Annotated in this window: 16 protein-coding genes and 1 riboswitch; of the genes, 11 read left to right on the top strand and 5 right to left on the bottom strand. The window is 47.1% G+C overall.

Translation table 11 applies throughout. From position 1 onward, the window contains the following. Positions 1 to 54: 54 nt before the first annotated feature. A complete protein-coding gene (locus tag VFA_RS07070; RefSeq protein ID WP_004726028.1) occupies positions 55 to 1,539 on the bottom strand; it encodes a carboxypeptidase M32 in 1,485 nt (494 codons plus the stop codon). Positions 1,540 to 1,873: 334 nt separating this feature from the next. Between VFA_RS07070 and hcp-2 the strand changes: the two genes are divergently transcribed. From hcp-2 to VFA_RS07040, 6 genes are all read left to right on the top strand, one after another. Then, the gene (hcp-2, locus tag VFA_RS07065; RefSeq protein WP_004726027.1) at positions 1,874 to 2,392 is read left to right on the top strand and encodes a type VI secretion system effector Hcp-2; all 519 of its coding nucleotides are present in this window, start codon (positions 1,874 to 1,876) and stop codon (positions 2,390 to 2,392) included. 151 nt (positions 2,393 to 2,543) lie between these two features. Then, positions 2,544 to 4,610 (top strand): type VI secretion system Vgr family protein, encoded by a 2,067-nt coding sequence (locus tag VFA_RS07060; protein ID WP_004726026.1) that lies wholly within the window; start codon positions 2,544 to 2,546, stop codon positions 4,608 to 4,610. Continuing rightward, the gene (locus VFA_RS07055) at positions 4,607 to 5,401 is read left to right on the top strand and encodes a DUF4123 domain-containing protein (protein ID WP_004726025.1); all 795 of its coding nucleotides are present in this window, start codon (positions 4,607 to 4,609) and stop codon (positions 5,399 to 5,401) included. Before VFA_RS07060 ends, VFA_RS07055 begins: the two co-directional genes overlap by 4 nt. After that, complete coding sequence (locus tag VFA_RS07050) at positions 5,398 to 7,515, top strand: phospholipase effector Tle1 domain-containing protein (protein WP_004726024.1); 2,118 nt, start codon at positions 5,398 to 5,400, stop codon at positions 7,513 to 7,515. Before VFA_RS07055 ends, VFA_RS07050 begins: the two co-directional genes overlap by 4 nt. 1 nt (position 7,516) lies before the next feature. Further along, positions 7,517 to 8,272 carry a DUF2931 family protein gene (locus VFA_RS07045; RefSeq protein ID WP_038151431.1) on the top strand — a complete coding sequence of 252 codons (756 nt, stop codon included), beginning with the start codon at positions 7,517 to 7,519 and terminating at the stop codon, positions 8,270 to 8,272. A gap of 123 nt (positions 8,273 to 8,395) precedes the next feature. Beyond that, entirely contained in the window at positions 8,396 to 9,034 is a 639-nt protein-coding gene (locus VFA_RS07040; RefSeq protein ID WP_004726022.1) for a LysE family translocator, read from the top strand. A 29-nt stretch (positions 9,035 to 9,063) separates the two neighbouring features. Here the strand turns inward: VFA_RS07040 and VFA_RS07035 are convergent, their stop codons facing one another. Next, positions 9,064 to 10,449 (bottom strand): alanine/glycine:cation symporter family protein, encoded by a 1,386-nt coding sequence (locus VFA_RS07035; protein ID WP_038151170.1) that lies wholly within the window; start codon positions 10,447 to 10,449, stop codon positions 9,064 to 9,066. A 103-nt stretch (positions 10,450 to 10,552) separates the two neighbouring features. Continuing rightward, positions 10,553 to 10,657: riboswitch (glycine riboswitch) on the bottom strand. Positions 10,658 to 10,964: 307 nt separating this feature from the next. Between VFA_RS07035 and VFA_RS23670 the strand changes: the two genes are divergently transcribed. The 3 genes from VFA_RS23670 to msrB all read left to right on the top strand — a co-directional run bounded on the left by VFA_RS23670 (position 10,965) and on the right by msrB (position 12,441). Then, positions 10,965 to 11,123, top strand: a complete 159-nt coding sequence (locus tag VFA_RS23670) for a hypothetical protein (protein ID WP_038151167.1) — start codon at positions 10,965 to 10,967, stop codon at positions 11,121 to 11,123. 20 nt (positions 11,124 to 11,143) lie between these two features. Then, positions 11,144 to 11,875 carry a hypothetical protein gene (locus VFA_RS07025; protein WP_004726019.1) on the top strand — a complete coding sequence of 244 codons (732 nt, stop codon included), beginning with the start codon at positions 11,144 to 11,146 and terminating at the stop codon, positions 11,873 to 11,875. A 116-nt stretch (positions 11,876 to 11,991) separates the two neighbouring features. After that, a complete protein-coding gene (msrB, locus tag VFA_RS07020) occupies positions 11,992 to 12,441 on the top strand; it encodes a peptide-methionine (R)-S-oxide reductase MsrB (RefSeq protein WP_004726018.1) in 450 nt (149 codons plus the stop codon). A 63-nt stretch (positions 12,442 to 12,504) separates the two neighbouring features. On the opposite strand, the gene VFA_RS07015 is transcribed toward msrB, so the two are convergent. Together VFA_RS07015 and VFA_RS07010 are read right to left on the bottom strand one after the other, a co-directional pair. Further along, positions 12,505 to 12,987, bottom strand: a complete 483-nt coding sequence (locus VFA_RS07015) for a YajQ family cyclic di-GMP-binding protein (protein ID WP_004726017.1) — start codon at positions 12,985 to 12,987, stop codon at positions 12,505 to 12,507. Between the two features lie 19 nt (positions 12,988 to 13,006). Continuing rightward, entirely contained in the window at positions 13,007 to 14,065 is a 1,059-nt protein-coding gene (locus tag VFA_RS07010; RefSeq protein WP_014205115.1) for a 3-deoxy-7-phosphoheptulonate synthase, read from the bottom strand. 206 nt (positions 14,066 to 14,271) lie between these two features. On the opposite strand from VFA_RS07010, the gene VFA_RS07005 reads away from it, so the two are divergent. Next, entirely contained in the window at positions 14,272 to 15,159 is an 888-nt protein-coding gene (locus tag VFA_RS07005) for a putative PEP-binding protein (protein ID WP_004726015.1), read from the top strand. A gap of 123 nt (positions 15,160 to 15,282) precedes the next feature. Next, positions 15,283 to 15,765 (top strand): PaaI family thioesterase, encoded by a 483-nt coding sequence (locus VFA_RS07000; RefSeq protein ID WP_004726014.1) that lies wholly within the window; start codon positions 15,283 to 15,285, stop codon positions 15,763 to 15,765. Here VFA_RS07000 and VFA_RS06995 read toward each other — a convergent pair. Beyond that, positions 15,762 to 17,111 (bottom strand): hypothetical protein, encoded by a 1,350-nt coding sequence (locus VFA_RS06995; RefSeq protein WP_004726013.1) that lies wholly within the window; start codon positions 17,109 to 17,111, stop codon positions 15,762 to 15,764. The two genes, VFA_RS07000 and VFA_RS06995, sit on opposite strands and share 4 nt — an antisense overlap. Positions 17,112 to 17,200: the final 89 nt, after the last annotated feature.

The following is a 17,200-nucleotide window of genomic DNA, read 5'->3' as shown; positions in this document are numbered from 1 at the left end:
GACAAAAAGAGCCGCATTCGCGGCTCTTTCTTTTCGGTTGTGATGATGTCACGTTTATTTCAAATAACGATCTTCTAGATGCGCTTTGAAATGCTTGGCGTTGAGTGTTTCACCCGTCGCGTGTTTCACGAGTTCATCTGTTGTGAATAGGCTACCTTTGCTCCAAATATTACTGTGTAGCCAAGCAAAAATCGGAGATAAGTCGCCGCTGCGAATCACCGCATCCACATCAACACTCTGTTTCATGGTGGCCATAAATTGCGCCGCGTACATCGCACCCAAGGTGTAGCTTGGGAAATAGCCGAAACTACCGTCGGTCCAATGAATGTCCTGCATACATCCATTCTGATAGTTACCTTTGGTGCTCAGGCCTAAAGACGCGCTCATTTTCTCGTCCCATAGCTCAGGGACGTCTGTATGTTTGATCGCGCCGTTCATCAGATCACGCTCAATTTCATAACGCAGAATAACGTGTGCAGGGTAGGTGAGCTCATCGGCATCCACACGAATAAAGTCTTTCTTCACTCGTGTATACAGCTTTTGAATGTTGTCGATTTGAAACACTTTGTCATTGTGAGCGCCAAAGTGATCCGCAGACAAACGCGCCAAATGATCGATAAATGCAGGGCTACGACCCAACTGCATTTCAAAGAACAGGGATTGTGATTCATGAATGCCCATCGAACGCGCTTCACCTGCTGGGGTTCCCGTCAGATGCTTTGGCAATCCTTGCTCGTAGCGTGCGTGACCTGTTTCATGCACGATCCCCATCAGCGATTGCACGAATTCATTATCGTTGTAACGCGTTGTGATTCGCACATCGCTAGGCACGCCGCCGCAGAATGGATGGACACTTTCATCCAAACGACCATGATCGAAATCGAACTGAAGCAGTTTCATGACGTCAAGGCCGAGCGCTTTTTGATTATGTGTTGGGTAGTAGCCTTTCGGCTCTAACACCGATTCAGAACGCTGCTTCTCAATCGCTTGATCGATCATCTCTGGGAGCCAACTTTTTACATCGCTGAACACGCGGTTCAAAGATTCTGTCGTCGTGCCGGGTTCATAGAGTTCCAGCATCGCATCGTAAGGCGTGGCGCCCGTCGCTTCAGCACGGATTTGTGCTTCTTCTTGAGATAACTTCACCACTTCAGCCCAGTTCTTTTCAAACCCGGCCCAGTCGTTTGCTTTGCGCTGAGAGCGCCAGGCATGTTCACACTTTGAGCCAGCCAGTGATTTGGCTTCCACCAAAGATTCAGGCAATACGTTGGCTTGTTGCCAATGGCGTTTCATCTCGCGCAGGACAGCGGTTTGTTCGCTATTGAGACTTTCCGCTTCTGCTTCGGCAAACCAATCACCAAGTTGCGGCTGCGTCATCAAACCATGAATATGAACAGAGAGTTCAGCCATTGCTTCTGAACGCGCTTGAGCGCCACCCGTCGGCATCACCGCCGCTTGATCCCAACCGCAGATGGCAGACAAATGATTGAAGTGAGAAACCTTTTTAGAGTGTTTAACTAATTTATCGAATGCACTCATGAGAATAGCCTTCCTTGACGAAAAATGAGAGAGAAGTGTACCAACGTGCTACAAATTAACAAGTGACCTGAATCGGTGTTTTGGTGACCTGACCCAGCGACGTGAACCTTGCCCGACAAGCAAGATCTTGCTTGAACAAAGGCAGTTTGTTGCTCTAATGGCAATAATTTAAATATAACTGGTTGATTTTAATGGAATGCCAAAGTGGCATCGACTTTGCTCCCTTACTCACTGAATTCGCGCTGAGCGCACTTACATCACGAACGTTTTATCGAATGGCAAAGGTTGTCTTAACCCGTTGCCTGATAAACAACCAGTTAGAAAGGAATGAGCAATGCCAACTCCATGTTATATCTCTATCGAAGGTCAAACTCAGGGTCTTATCACTGCAGGCGCTTGTACTGCGGATTCTATCGGCGATTCATTCGTTGAAGGTCATGAAGACGAAATGCTGGTTCAGCAGTTCGACCATATCGTTACCGTACCAACTGACCCACAATCAGGCCAGCCTTCAGGTCAACGTGTGCACAAACCATTCAAATTCACCGTGTCTCTGAACAAAGCCGTTCCTTTGCTGTACAACGCACTGGCTTCAGGCGAGAAGATGACGACTGTTGAACTGAAATGGTACCGCACGTCTATCGAAGGCAAACAAGAAAACTTCTTCACCACCAAGCTGGAAAACGCGTCTATCGTGGATATTCAATGTGAAATGCCACACTGCCAAGACCCAGCAAAATCTGATTTCACTCAGAACCTGACTGTTTCAATGTCTTACCGCAAAATCACGTGGGATCACGTGAATGCGGGTACTTCAGGCTCAGACGATTGGCGTAAACCAGTCGAAGCGTAATTTACGCGCGAGCTGCGTTGCCCGTCTTCAGGCGGGCAACCTTGTGAACCTTAAGCACAAAGCATCCAACCCGCACCCTAGCATCCGCTCGGTTTCGGGTGTTTTGCGCTTAAGGTTTCACCATTTTTACTGAGTATGAAGGAATGGCAGGATGGCGACGTTAAAGTATCAGTTTCATGTGGAAGGTCTGGAGGACGACACGCTGGTGGTGCGTGGGTTCGACGGGCAGGAAACCCTATCCAGCGAACGCATGAATGGGCAGTTCTTAAATGAACAACTGTGCCACGGGTTTCGTTATGAACTGGAATTGGCCAGTCGGCTTGCCAATTTAACGCCGGAGATGGTGGTAGATAAAGTCGCGGAGCTGACGCTCTATCGCGACGATATGCTGGTTCAACGTGTAAACGGCATTGTGCGCTGCTTTACACAGGGCGATACCGGCCACCACCACACCTTCTATTCACTCACGTTAGTCCCTGCTTTAGAGCGTTTGTCTCTGCGCCACAACAGTCGCATCTTCCAACTCAACACCGTGCCGGAAATCCTCTCCATCCTGCTGCAGGAAATGGGCATCAACGACTATGCCTTTGCGTTGACTCGCGACTGCGCGCAACGTGAATTCTGCGTTCAGTACCGTGAAACCGACTTAGATTTTCTCCATCGCTTAGCGGCCGAAGAAGGGCTGGTGTACAGCTTCATTCATGAAGAAGGCAAGCACACGCTGATATTCAGCGACGCCTCCGACAGCCTGCCGAAACTCGGTGAGCCAATCCCGTACAACACGCTGGCGGGCGGCATGATTGAATCGCCGTACATCTCGGCGCTGAGCGTGCACACCCAATCGGAGGTGAGCCAGACGGCGCTGCAGGATTACAGTTTCAAAAAGCCGACATACTCCTTTGCCCAGCAAGCGGTCGGGATCGAAATGGACTACCAGCAGCCAGACTACGAACATTTCGATGCGCCGGGGCGCTATAAAGACGATGTCAGCGGTAAAGCGTTTAGCCAGATCCGCCTTGATTATTTGCGCCGCAACGCGCACACCGCAACCGGCAAAAGCAACCAACCGATGCTGCGTCCGGGCGTGAAGTTTGACCTGCAAGAGCACCTCGACGACACCTTAAACCGAGACTGGTTGGTGGTGCGTGTCACCAGCCAAGGCACTCAGCCTCAGGCGCTGGAAGAAGCTGGCGGCCATGGCGCGACCACCTACGCGAACCAATTCTCGCTCATCCCCGCGCATCGCACTTGGCGCGCCACGCCGCAAGCCAAACCTCAGCTTGATGGCCCGATGATCGCCACAGTCGTAGGCCCAGAAGGCGAAGAGATATTCTGTGATGAACACGGCCGCGTAAAACTGCATTTCCCGTGGGATCGCTATTCCAACGGTGATGAGCACAGCTCCTGCTGGGTGCGTGTCTCGCAAGGTTGGGCGGGCAGCCAATATGGCATGATCGCTATACCGCGCATCGGTCATGAAGTGATTGTGTCGTTTCTCAATGGCGACCCCGATCAACCGATTGTCACCGGCCGTACCTATCACGCCACCAACACCGCGCCATATACGCTACCGGATAACAAAACCAAAACTGTGCTGCGCACCGAAACCCATCAGGGGCAGGGTTATAACGAACTCAGTTTTGAAGACCAAGCGGGTAGTGAGCAAATTTACCTGCACGCGCAGAAAGACTTTGACAGCCTGATTGAAAATGACCACACCAGTGTCATTCAACACGACAAACACCTCACGGTGGAGAACGACCGTTTTACTCAGATCAAAAACAATCAGCATCTGACGGTGGGCGGCGAAAGCCGTGAATCGGTGACCGGAAATCGAACTCTGATGGTTGAAGGTTCATTGCATGTGAAAACCGGCAGTGTTTGGGTGAATGAATCGGGTACTGAAGTCCATATTAAAGCGGGCCAAAAGGTCGTCATTGAAGCTGGCTCCGAAATCACCGTGAAAGCGGGCGGCAGCTTTGTGAAAGTCGACCCGGCAGGGGTTCATCTTTCAGGTGCAGGTGTGAACCTGAACTCGGGCGGTAGCCCGGGCAGTGGCAGTGGTTTCAGTGGCCAAGCTGCCACACTGCCGGGCAATTTGGACGATGCGCCGCCACTGGATGCTCCGAAAACGGTTTCTTACCAAGCTTTGTTGCAGGCAGAGGAAGCCAATGTGCCTGCAGTGAAACCTTGTACACTCGCGGAGAGTAATTCATGATTTCTGAGTGGCTAGATACACAAAGCTTGCCCGTCTTTTGGCTTGCCAAAGCAGACCCTTTTAAACAAGCCGCAAGCGAAAATGGCGGTTTTGCGTTCGAGCATTCCATCCCACTTTTTTATGGGGACATGTTTGCCAATGCGATGCCATTGTCACCTTGGTTGGTGCCTGCCGATGAATCCTTGGCTGCGGTTTCTCAAGCGACGTTGCAGCAGGGATTGTTCTTCACATCGTCGGCAGATCTACAGGATCTGACTGACCATTTGCGTAGTTTGTTGACCGCAGGGTTGGATGGTGAAGAAGTAGTCTTTCGCTTTTACGATCCGAAAGTGTTACTGCCAATGCTTATGGTAATGGACGAGAGCGATCTCAACGCGCTATTCGGCAACATCAAGGAATTGACTGCTTTTTGTACCGAAACAGACCAATTGCAAACCTGGTCGTCAACCCGAGTGACGCCGTTCGAACTGCAATCAGCACCTTGGTGGCGAATGAAAGAGGCACATCTTAAGCCTCTGTACTCCACCCAAACTCATGCCGTGATTTTAGAAAAACGGTTCTGGGAAGTGTTGCCCGAATCGATGGAAGCGCTTGAGCAACCCGTGGGGATCATCAAACAGACTTTGGTTCAGGCGCAATCGCAAGGATTTAACCCAGAACAAGGGGAACTGGCAGTGTTGAACATGCTGGTTCAACGGACTCCGGTATCGATGACGGAAGTATGCCTCGCTTTTCACTTATCTAATCCAGAACAAGAACAGTTATTGAATATTCAGGAGAAATTTGTATGAGCAGTACAGGAACCAACGCTTATTGCTTACCATGCCAACAGTTAACTCACTGGATAGAAATTCTTGTTCGAGATGAAAATAATCAACCATTCTCGGGGGTGACTGGTGTACTGGTTGACTCCAATCAAGTTGAACATCCTGTCGAACTGAGTGATGCCCCCATTTTGATTGAGCAGCTACCGCCCGGCCCGGTACAACTGGTTTTAGACGCAGAGCCATGGATTCTCGAAGCTCAAGCTGAAACTCATCCGAGAAATAGCACGGATAAGCCGACCAAAGACTTTGCTGCTGGTTATAGCGGTCACAATGGTGGCCTCGTGAAATATGCAGAAATCACCACTGGCGATCTCACGCTGTTACCCGAGAAAGTAACACTGCCGACTTACCATCAGAAAGGGAAAGGTGATGCAGTTAAATTGATCGTCGATAAAACGTATGTTCTTCAGGTCAGAGCATACAAGTTTATCACCTTGCGTGTCGGCATGTTCTTCGATGGCACTGCCAACAATACCTATGGTGCGAAATGGGGTAAGCAGGAACTGGAAAAATACTATTCCACTTGGAAGGTAAAATACGAAGCTGACTGCGACATTCTTTCCAGAAAAACCGGTTACCCTAAAAATGCTATACCAGAAGTGCTGCTTTCTGATGACTGTTTTGCGTATCCTAAGAAAGATAACTTCTTTATCTCATTGTTTAAAAACGATGACGGGGAAATCGAAACCGTGGAAGGTAGTGCAACCAATGAGCTGACTAATGTTCAGAAACTGTATGATTTATATTCCGATAATACATATTTTGAAGAAATCAAGACGTTTTCTCATGCGCAATATGTAACAGGAATTGGAACAGGCAACAGCACAAATATATCTCCAGCAGATGAATCTCTGATTGGGCAAGGACTTGGAACAGGCAAGTATGGCGTAACGGCTAAGGTCTCCACAGGTATTGATCAACTTTCAAAAAGTATGGAATACGTGGCTTCCGACATTCGTAACCAAGTTGGTTCAGATATAGATGGCATTAGTAAGTTACAATTCGATGTTTTTGGTTTCAGTCGAGGGGCTGCTGCTGCTAGGCATTTTGTAAATGTGGTATTGGATGGTAAACATGGTGAGTTTGTACCTGTATTTTCAAAGGCATGTGCCAATGCAGGATTACCTTTGAAGTTCGGATTTGATTGGGACGAGAAAGATGAAGGCAAGGCAAGTTGTGAAATTAGCTTTGCAGGGTTATTCGACACTGTTGCTTCTGTTGTCGATCTTTTGTCTTTTGATTTTTCAACACACACAGACAATGGAGACGTGCGACTTTGGCTCGATCCTGAACGTGTACGGCGCGTTGTACACCTAACCGCTGACCCAACCATTGAATGTCGGAACAACTTTAGTTTGAATCATCTCAACTCGAGAGATGAACAACACTTTTATGAATTTGTGTTACCAGGTGCACACTCAGATATAGGTGGTGGCTATCATTCTCGGCAAAGTTATATCCAAAAAGATTTTTTACTTCCAATGTTTGAGAATAAGTTGGTAAAGAAAATCAGCAGATCTTTTTCTGGTGAATGGGAGAAAGAACGAGCTAAGAAATATATAAAATCTAAGTTGATGGAATATAAGGAAAGAGATCGGTTAACTGGATGGAATGAGAGCGACTATTCTGAACCAGAATTTGAGGTAAGAAATAGAGGAAACGACAGGGATAGTGGAACGGTCATTGGGCGTCTCTATATTAAACGTTTGGTTTCAGGTGATCTGTCTAGGCTTTATCTTCGCTTGATGTACGGATTATCAGAATTTCATGGTGTTCCATTTAATGATGAAAATGGAAGAGTTTGGTCTGATTCACTGCTTAAAAAAAGTCAATATAAGGTGCAAGATATTGATACGATTGGTTTCAGAAAATTTAATGACGAAATATTAGAATCAGCCAAATGTGGAGATTATGACTCTTTGTCCAAAAGGCTGAGTGACAAAAAACTTAAAGATGCATTCATGAAAATGGGCTTGTATCATCATTCATCGGGCGGCGATATTGGTATGGAACCCCTCTGGGATGAAAAACAGAATTGTTACAGACGGGCCAGTTATGAATGTGAAAAGGGGAAATGATTTGAATTATAAATATATAATTGCATCTGTAATATCGCTTCTATTGATTGCTTGCGCTTCGGACGCTTCGCCAGTACCTGGGAAAAAGTGGCAAGTTGGCGTTGTTATGCCTTCATTCTATCCGGTAAATGTCACTCAGGCTTATGGTGTGAATGAGGAGGAAGATTGGACTTCATTACTGCATAATTTTACGCAGTTTATGACGAGAAGCGAATTAAGTAATGCGCGGAAAAAACTACCAGACTATGACGGATACGGACTACCGTTGCATTCAATAAGCATAGTACGACGCGACCAAATCGGTGGTACAACTCATTTACCAGACTACATTTATATTTATTGGGCATCTTTGGTAAATCCTAAGTTTTACGTAACCAAATATGAACTTGACGAGTCAGTTAAACGGCTGATGTCTATCAACCTTAGTTATACGCTTGAAAGTGGCTTTGTTATTCATGATTGTTTCCGTACGGAGTTAGTTTTTGGTTTACTACCGAATGGAAATGCAAAAGTCTGGCTCAAAGGATGTGATGAAATGATTTATGTTAAAGAGCTACCACCAGACAGAATTATTGATAATGATAGCAATCGGAAACTTATCGAGGATTATAAGAAAGGCTCATATTTTACTGATGTTAAAAAAAGAGCTGAAGATGAAGGTGTGTCGACTGATCCGATTCCATGGGATAAGGTGAACAAAGTTTATACTTTAGAAAAAGTAAAGACTTTAGATGAAGCTCTGAGTGCTAGCCATTAATAAAAATTTAAAGAAAACGCCCAGCTTACTGCTGGGCGTTTTCTTATCTGACGATAATCTGTTAGAGACACAAATCACACTTTACGGTATAAGTTAATCACTTGTGATTTTTCAGGGATTGATATGTACATACAGAACATTGAAGCGTTTCTTATCGCCATTACTATTCTCACTTTAACGCCCGGTCTTGATACTGCGCTGGTGATTCGCAACACCTCCCGAGCGGGGATGGTGGATGGCTGTGTGACCAGCCTTGGGATTTGTGCTGGCTTATTCGTGCACGCAACTTTTTCCGCGATTGGTATTTCTGCGATCCTGACTCAGTCGGCTGATCTGTTCCACTTCATGAAAATGATTGGTGCGGCGTATCTGATTTGGTTGGGGATCTCTAGTTTGCGTACCTTGTTGAAAACTGGACAGGGCATGAACGTGGCAACCTTGTCTCATTCACAGCTCAGCGTTAAGCGTTCTCTACGTGAAGGTTTTCTATCTAATGTTCTTAACCCGAAAACGGCGGTTTTTTACCTTGCGTTCTTGCCTCAGTTTATTAATCCTGAACATTCACCGTTGCTTCAGTCGTTATTGATGGCAGGTATTCATTTTGTGATTGCGATGGTTTGGCAGTGTGGCCTGGCGGGAGCATTGAGCTCTGCAAAAAACTTGTTGAAGAACGCATCTTTTATGCGTTGGATGGAAGGGACAACCGGTTTTGTTTTAGTCGCGTTGGGTTTGAAGCTCTTACTCGAAAAAGATACGGTTTAAGAAAAAAGCGCCCATTGGGCGCTTTTTTCTTATCGTGTTTGCTGAGCTTTGAACGCTGGCTGCGTTTCGTTCATTGCATTGGCAAAGAAACGCTTGGTTTCCTCGACCACAATATGACGCAGCGCAATCAGACCTATCAAGTTCGGAATGGCCATCAAACCATTCACGATGTCGGCAATCACCCAGATCATATCCAATTTTAGGAATGCGCCTGAGGCTACCAGTGCAATGAATACGATTTTGTAGGGCAGCACCGCTTTGGTACCGAACAAGAATACGATGCAGCGTTCACCGTAGTAGTTCCAGCCAAGAATCGTTGTAAATGCGAAGAACATCAGACCAATAGAAACCAGCATTGGGCCAATCGTTTCAGCGTTCAAGCCCACTGCAAATGCGTAAGTGGTCATCGCAGCGCCTGAAAAATCACTTTGCCATGCGCCAGTCAGAATTAATGCCAAGCCAGTCATCGTACAGATGATGATGGTATCGAAGAAAGTCCCTGTCATCGAAATGAGACCTTGTTTGACACAAGAGTCGGTCTTCGCGGCCGCAGCAGCCATTGGTGCGCTACCTAAGCCCGATTCATTAGAGAACACACCGCGTGCAATACCCGATTGAATCGCCAGCATGATGCTCGCACCCAAGAAACCACCTGTTGCTGCTGAAGAACTAAAGGCAGAGGTGAGAACCAGTTCCACCGCGCTCATCAGTTGATCAGCATTGGTGACGATCACGCTCAAACACGCGACGATATAAAATAGAGCCATGGCGGGAACAACTTTACCGGCCACTTTAGCAATTGACTGAATGCCACCGATGGTGACGAATGCGACCAGTAGCGTCAGCACAACTGCGGATGCTTCACGCGACACACCAAAGGAAATTTCAGTCGCATCGAGAATTGCATTCACTTGCGGGAAAGTACCGATACCAAAACAGGCAACGCCGAGCGCGAAGATGGCAAACATGATTGCCAACGCTTTCGAACCCACGCCATATTGCAGGTAGTACATTGGGCCGCCGACCATTTGACCATTGTCGTCGACTTTACGGTATTTCACCGCCAGTAGGCATTCAGCGTATTTGGTTGCCATACCAAACAGCGCAGCCAGCCACATCCAGAAAAGTGCACCAGGACCACCGAGTTTAATGGCAGTTGCGACGCCGACAATGTTCCCCGTACCGATGGTGGCAGATAGTGCCGTACACAGCGCGGCAAAGCTCGAAACGTCCCCTTGTTTATCGGAAGATTTGTCTCGGCTGAACACCATTTTTAGTGCTGTTGGCAGGTGACGAAATTGCAATAGACCCAAACGAAAAGTGAAGTACACGCCAGTACCGACGAGCAAAATAAGTAGTGGTGGGCCCCACACAAAGCTATCAATTGTATGTAATAGTGAAAGTAGATTAGTCATGTTTTCCCCTTAATAAACAACATCTAAGGAGAAGAGGGAAAGGGCGGATCGAAAAATGGATCAAACAGTAACAGGCCAATGGCCAGCTACAATACGGGTAACCTTTCACTCCTCTGTCCTTTTGCCTGAGAGTTTCACTCCGCTTAGTGGATAAGCAGAACTTGCTCCTTCGGCGACCGATTGAACGGTTCTCTCCAGAGGTTCCTCCAACTACAGTCCTCGCACATTCTTCTTGGGGAAGAATAAAGCACCTGAAAGATTTACTTCTTCGGCGGGTATGTTTGCCTATTTTGTTAAAAATAGGTTAACAACCTCTCTCCTGCAGTCTTCAACGGAACAATTACCTATAGAGATAGGTAACTTGCTCGATGATACTAACCAAAACAAAGTGTGATGTCATCTACAAAATTCATCGAATACAGAAATCTTGTCTAAGATGTGGTGGAATAAACTTTTCTCTGACCTTTCATGCGGTATAAGTGGTATAAAATAGAGAATTACAAAGGGAGCGAGCCATGATCAGACTGATAACCATAGGATTATTGATTGTGCTGGCATACTTTCTGATCCGCTATCGAACCAGTGAGAAACTTCAGAAAGGTGTGGTTATTACTTTAGGGGCGGCATTCGTGATTTATACCGTCTCCGTGGTCGTTGCTGAATTAATCCGCTGATGTTGATTTAGGAGTAAAACTTGAACCAGAAACATTTAGACGATAACGAAGATGTAGTTGTCATTGAAGAGCGTGATAAGCGCAGTTATCTCTATATTGGTATCGCCGCAGTGCTGGGCTTAGCGCTGGGTGGGCTGGTTGGCTCGTCGCTTACGGCAGCGAAGTGGGAAAGTGCTTATCACACATTGGAAGCGCAGTTTCAGCGTTCGAAAAGCGATGATACCCAACAAAAGGCTGACACCGAACAAAAAACAGCGGCAATGAACAGTGAGTGGGAAGCCAAGCTGCAAGCGGCGTTAGATGAACAAACCAAACAACATCAAGCAAACGTCAACAAGCTTGAAAAACAAGTCTCCGAGCTTGAGAAAGTGAACTCGACATTAGAAAACGAACTGTCCGCACAGAAAAATGCGTTGGCGGCTTCTGATGCGAAAAATAACAAACTGAACCGTCAGGCGGACATGCAAGCCACCATGTTTGAACGTTCTCGCGAGCTTTTCCAGAAAGAGCTTAAGATCAAGCAAGAAATGGAAGCGATGCAGAAAGAACGTGATGCATTGGTTCCTGCGTTGAAAGACCTGAAGAAAGAGTGCGATGCCTATTTGGAAGGCAAATCATGGGATGCCAAATCGGATTCTTGTGACAAGCAAGATGAGGCCAATTCTCGGATTAGCCAATTGGATCAGATGATACGAGTCCATAAAATGGATTTGGAACAAATCAAAGCGTTGTCCGAAGAAATCGGCCTGTAAATATGCAATAGCTCATCTCAGATGAGCTATTTTTTTATCCTCAATACGAGGATGTGAAAGTTTTCGTGTGGTTTTCAGGTCGTGTAGATAGAGATAACCGTGATAAGCGAGTGATTATGCTGAGTTGGAAAGATGTTCTGGAGTTTGCCAATCATGGCAATCTGACCCCAACGCGCCGTGTTGATAAATCTGCGCAGGAATGGCGAGAATTGCTGACGGAAGTGCAGTATCACGTCACGCGCGACCATGGCACGGAAAGGCCGTTTTCTTCGGAAATGTGCAGCGTGTTTGAAGCGGGGATCTACCACTGTGTTTGCTGTAAAACGGTGCTGTTTGATTCCAACACGAAATACGATTCTCGCACGGGATGGCCGTCGTTTTCTCAGCCAGTCAAACCGAACGCAATTTCCTACCATATGGATACCAAACTGGCGACGCCGAGAGTGGAAGTCCGCTGTAATAGTTGCGATGCCCATTTAGGCCATGTTTTCCCTGACGGGCCACCGCCGAGTGGATTACGGTACTGTGTGAATTCGGTTGCGATTGAGAAAGAGCAAGACCGTTAACGTTTTTCGCGGAGAAAAAATCCAGCCTTGAGGCTGGATTTTTTTAGACTTCATTGCAACGCATTAGTCGCGGAAGTTGTTGTACTGGAATGGTTGTTCCAGTTCGCTATCGCGTAGCAGGGCAATGACCGATTGCAGATCATCACGTTTCTTGCCGGTGACTCGCACTTTGTCGCCTTGAATGGATGCTTGCACTTTCAGCTTGGCATCTTTGATCATTTTTACGACTTTCTTCGCGAGGTTCGTTTCAATACCTTGGACGAACACGACATCTTTGTACCAGTTCTTACCTGAGTGTACCGATGCTTTCACATCCATTGAACGTGGGTCAACGCCACGTTTAGCCAGGTTGTTACGCAGAATGTCCATCAGCTGTTGCAGTTGGAAGTCACCTTCAGCAGCCAATTTCACTGTCTCTTCTTTCAGTTCAAAACTGGCGTCTACGTTACGAAAATCAAAACGGGTTGCCAACTCACGGTTGGAGTTATCAACAGCGTTACGAACTTCAACAACATCGATTTCAGAAACAATATCAAAAGAAGGCATCTTAATGTTTTCCTTATGGTTAACTTGCGCGGCGTACTTTAATCGATTGAGCCAGCATAGCAAGCATTGTTGCTGTATCTTCCCAACTCAGACACGGATCGGTGATCGATTGACCATAAGTCAGGTTGTCCAGATCGTGCATCGGTTGGTTGCCTTCAAGAATAAAGCTCTCAGCCATTACGCCCGCCACTTTATGGCTGCCTGATTCGATCTGTTGACAAATGTCTTTTGCTACATCGATCTGCTTGCGATGCTGTTTCTGACAGTTGGCGTGGCTAAAATCCACCACCAAACGTTCAGGAAGACCAAATTCCGCCAGCTTCGTACATGCGGCATCAACAGAAGCGGCATCAAAGTTGGTGCCGTTGTCGCCACCACGCAGAATGATATGACCAAACGGGTTCCCACTGGTGCGGTAGACCGTCATGCGACCATTTTTATCTGGCGAGTAGAAATAGTGGCCGGATTGCGCAGCGCGAATCGCATCAATCGCAATCTTCACATTGCCGTTGGTGCCATTTTTAAAGCCAACTGGGCACGACAGTGCCGAAGCCATTTCGCGGTGAATTTGAGATTCAGTCGTTCGTGCGCCAATTGCGCCCCAAGTGATCAGGTCTGCAATGTACTGGCCGGTGATCATATCGAGGAATTCAGTGGCAGTTGCCAGACCCAGTTTGTTGATGTCCAGTAGCAGTTGACGAGCTTTGTTCAAACCCGTTTCCAGTGCGTAGGAACCATCGAGGTTCGGATCGGTGATCAGGCCTTTCCAGCCAACGACAGTGCGTGGCTTTTCGAAATAGGTACGCATCACAACAAACAGTTCGTTGGCGTATTGATCTTGAATAGTACTTAGGCGGCGCGCGTAATCCATCGCAGCTTCGGTGTCGTGAACAGAGCATGGGCCGACAATCACTAACAGGCGATCATCTTCTCCGGTAAGAATGCGCTCGATTTGGCGTCGAGAATTGGCGATGCGTTCTGCTACTTCATCCGTGATGGGATGGGCGTGGCTAAGTTCTGCCGGTGTGGGCATGGGGCCCAGTGCTTGGGTTCTTAATTCATCAGTTTTTAGTGGCATAGGATAGCCTGTCCTTTTATTGCGAGGCCCTAAAGATAACGAATTTAAGTATCAGAATAAACCGTTACGCAAAAAAGGAATTTCTTACCGCGCGTAAAGTGAAAAGTTATGCAAAATAATTCAATAAATATTGATTTGTGGACTTGTTTTTCTTTGCATCTCTAGGTATTTTCGACTTGAACATCATCATGATAAACGGAGCTGTAATGAGTTTAGAACACCATGCCACCCTTCATGAGCAACTCGCTCTGGGGAACACCTTGCCAAAAGCCAATGTACAAGTACCGAGTTCTCATCTGTTTGTCTCTTTGTCTGAACTCATTGCTGAAAGCGTATTTTATCATCCTGCCTTAGTGAGCGGCGTGGAAAACCTCACTGCGTTGGAGAAAAGCTCACTGGACGCGATGCTCGACGGGAAGCCGTTGGCTCATCATTTTGTCGAGACATTAGTCACGCAGATTGAAAACAACATCGAAGCGCATCATGACACGATTCGTGTCTGTTTGAGTGCGGCCGACAGCTATGCGTTTCAAGCGCTCTTGGGTGGTTCATTGGAACACGATGAAATCAATCCGGTCATGGGCGTACGTGGTGTGGCGCGTTTTGCTTCGTCAGACTATAGCGCAGCGTTTGCGATGGAATGTGATGTGATTAAGCAATTGCGCAAAAATCATCACAACGTCGAAATTGTTGTGCCGTTTGTGCGCACGCTGAGCGATGCAGCGACCATCATTGATCGACTGGCGGAGCAGGGCTTGCCTCGCGGTCTGAACGGCTTGAAAGTGCTGTACGTGTGTAATGTGCCTTCCAGCGTGATGGTGGCAGATCGTTTGCTGCATTACTTTGATGGTGTGGTGTTGGATTGGGAATCGCTGGCGCAATTTACGCTTGGCATCGACAAGCTCAATGAGTCGTTGGCGTACTTGTATAACCCAGACAGCGAGTCGATTACGCAACTGGTAGACATTGCGATAAAAGCTGCCCATCAGGCGAAAAAGCCCGTGTTGGTTGTCACGCAGTCGTTGGCATCGTATCCGAAACTTCAAAATTACTTGTTGGAGAATGCGCAAGCGGAAGCCATCTTCAATTTCTAAGTGAATTTGATGCGACAAGCCAGCCATTAAGCAGGCTGGCTTCTTGTTTTTTGTAACATCTCATTGACAATTCAAATGCGGTCTAGTCAACTGGTCTGACAACTATAAAAGAAGGTCTGACCTATGCTCTCCGCACTCACAAAAGCAAATTTTTACCTCAATTACTTTGGCTTGATGAAAGTTCCGCTCATCTGGTATTGCCGGCCAAAGCTCATCACGCTGAACGACCAATCGGTGGTGGTGCGTATACCGCTAAAGCGTCGCAATAAAAATCACCTCAATAGCATGTATTTTGGCGTTCTCGCAGTCGGTGCAGACGTGGCGGGGGGCTTTATGGCGATGCAAAAAGCACAGCAACGCGGTGAAACTGTTTCGCTGGCATTTAAAGCGGTGAAAGGGGAGTTTTTAAAACGGCCGGAAGCGGATGTGTATTTTCATTGTGATGAAGGCGACGCGATTGACGCCATGTTGGATGAAACCATCGAAACCGGTGAGCGTGTGAATAAGGCCGTTAAAATTACCGCCACTTGCCCCTCACTGCATGGTGATGAGCCGATGGCGGAATTCTGGTTAACCCTGTCACTCAAGCGCGTAAATCGACGTTAATCCAGTTCAATCGATTCAATGTCCACAATTTTGCTTCGGTTGAGCACGATTTTCCAACGGTAATAACGTGGCTTGTTTTTGTGGTCTTTCTCTTTGACGATCAAGTTAATCAAATGACGCTTCTCGACCGACTCTTTACTCACTTGGCCATTGCTCAGTTGATAAATGCGGTTCGATCCTTTATCCATTAAACGCGTTAATGCTCGTAAATCCACCAGCACACTTTCTCGTGTGGCTTCGTAACCGCTCATGAATCGGGATGTGGTCATCTCGGTCTCTGAGCGGTAATGCAGAATTTGCTCTTCACGCTGCACAACCCGTTTCTTACGAATGTTTTGAATGCTATCTGGCAAGCTACTCAAACTTTTGTAATCCAACCATTCGTCCTTTTGACCGACCTGTTTCCCGGTGCTTGGGTCGAAGTAGCGGCGACGCCATTTGGGTTTGCCTTTGCGAATCCAGCGCCACAGGATGTCACGCAGGTCATCTTTAAAGATCTCTCGCAAGGCGTAGATGAACGACATCGCAATGATGAAAGATGCGGTGATCTCTCCCCAATAATCACGAGCCGTAATCGCGGTAATGGTCACCACCACCATCACCAAGCCTGTGGCAATGCCTTTGACCGCACGCTTCATGTTCTTGCCAAGCGACGTGACTTTCTCGTTGAGAATGATGGGGTGCTCAATCAAACGGCGCAGCAGGCGCATTTTGTTACTGAGGCGCGTGATGTCTTTGTCGGCTTTATCGGAGTTGTAATGGTTTAGCGCACGGTGCGCTTGTTCTTTCTCGACCAGCGTGATCAAGCGTTCTTTGATGGTTTTGTATTCGTTGTCGCGGGTGAGGTGCGACACCATCGACAGAAACTTTTGCTCGGTGTACCACGACAAATAGTTATCGATGTTGGCGTAATAGCGCTTGAGGCTTTCTTCGTAGGGAATGGTTCGACGCAGTCGTTTAAGGATGTCGAGTGACAACTCAATCACGGTATCCACTTCATCTGACGTGACGCTGTCACTTGTATCATTCAACTGGTTAACGGCTTTATCGAGTGCAATCACATACTGATAAGCAAACAAACTCAAGCTGACACGGTACTGAGTCGACGATAAGCGCCCCCGTTGTGCCAGACGGCTGTGCACCAAGGGCAGCAGGATCTGATCACTGTAATAGGACCGTTTTTGGTGGATGGAACTGTAAAAAAACTCCGTCTCTGACATCATTTCCGGAGTGAGGCCGAGCTCTCCGGGGATAAACAGATACATATCAAGATCGAGTTTTTTGCTATCGGACATCTCCGATGAAATCTTTAGGGTGACGGCATCTTGCTTATCGACAGTGATCAACGAAAACTCCTGAAAAAATTGCTTAATTTTCTCTGTTGAATGGGGGAAAGCATAACAGAGATCACGTATAATCTCTGCAAATTTGATGT

The sequence above is a fragment of the Vibrio furnissii CIP 102972 genome (assembly GCF_000176175.1).
Classification (GTDB): domain Bacteria; phylum Pseudomonadota; class Gammaproteobacteria; order Enterobacterales; family Vibrionaceae; genus Vibrio; species Vibrio furnissii.
The sequence above is the reverse complement of the archived record's forward strand: the minus strand, read 5'-3'. Positions and strand labels throughout refer to the sequence as shown.

Coding starts and splice junctions, on each gene's coding strand:
- VFA_RS23670 (WP_038151167.1), top strand. CDS start 10,965: ATGATCAGACTGATAACCATAGGATTATTGATTGTGCTGGCATACTTT.
- VFA_RS07070 (WP_004726028.1), bottom strand. CDS start 1,539: ATGAGTGCATTCGATAAATTAGTTAAACACTCTAAAAAGGTTTCTCAC.
- VFA_RS07035 (WP_038151170.1), bottom strand. CDS start 10,449: ATGACTAATCTACTTTCACTATTACATACAATTGATAGCTTTGTGTGG.
- VFA_RS07005 (WP_004726015.1), top strand. CDS start 14,272: ATGAGTTTAGAACACCATGCCACCCTTCATGAGCAACTCGCTCTGGGG.
- VFA_RS07060 (WP_004726026.1), top strand. CDS start 2,544: ATGGCGACGTTAAAGTATCAGTTTCATGTGGAAGGTCTGGAGGACGAC.
- VFA_RS07000 (WP_004726014.1), top strand. CDS start 15,283: ATGCTCTCCGCACTCACAAAAGCAAATTTTTACCTCAATTACTTTGGC.
- hcp-2 (WP_004726027.1), top strand. CDS start 1,874: ATGCCAACTCCATGTTATATCTCTATCGAAGGTCAAACTCAGGGTCTT.
- VFA_RS07055 (WP_004726025.1), top strand. CDS start 4,607: ATGATTTCTGAGTGGCTAGATACACAAAGCTTGCCCGTCTTTTGGCTT.
- VFA_RS07015 (WP_004726017.1), bottom strand. CDS start 12,987: ATGCCTTCTTTTGATATTGTTTCTGAAATCGATGTTGTTGAAGTTCGT.
- VFA_RS07050 (WP_004726024.1), top strand. CDS start 5,398: ATGAGCAGTACAGGAACCAACGCTTATTGCTTACCATGCCAACAGTTA.
- msrB (WP_004726018.1), top strand. CDS start 11,992: ATGCTGAGTTGGAAAGATGTTCTGGAGTTTGCCAATCATGGCAATCTG.
- VFA_RS07040 (WP_004726022.1), top strand. CDS start 8,396: ATGTACATACAGAACATTGAAGCGTTTCTTATCGCCATTACTATTCTC.
- VFA_RS07010 (WP_014205115.1), bottom strand. CDS start 14,065: ATGCCACTAAAAACTGATGAATTAAGAACCCAAGCACTGGGCCCCATG.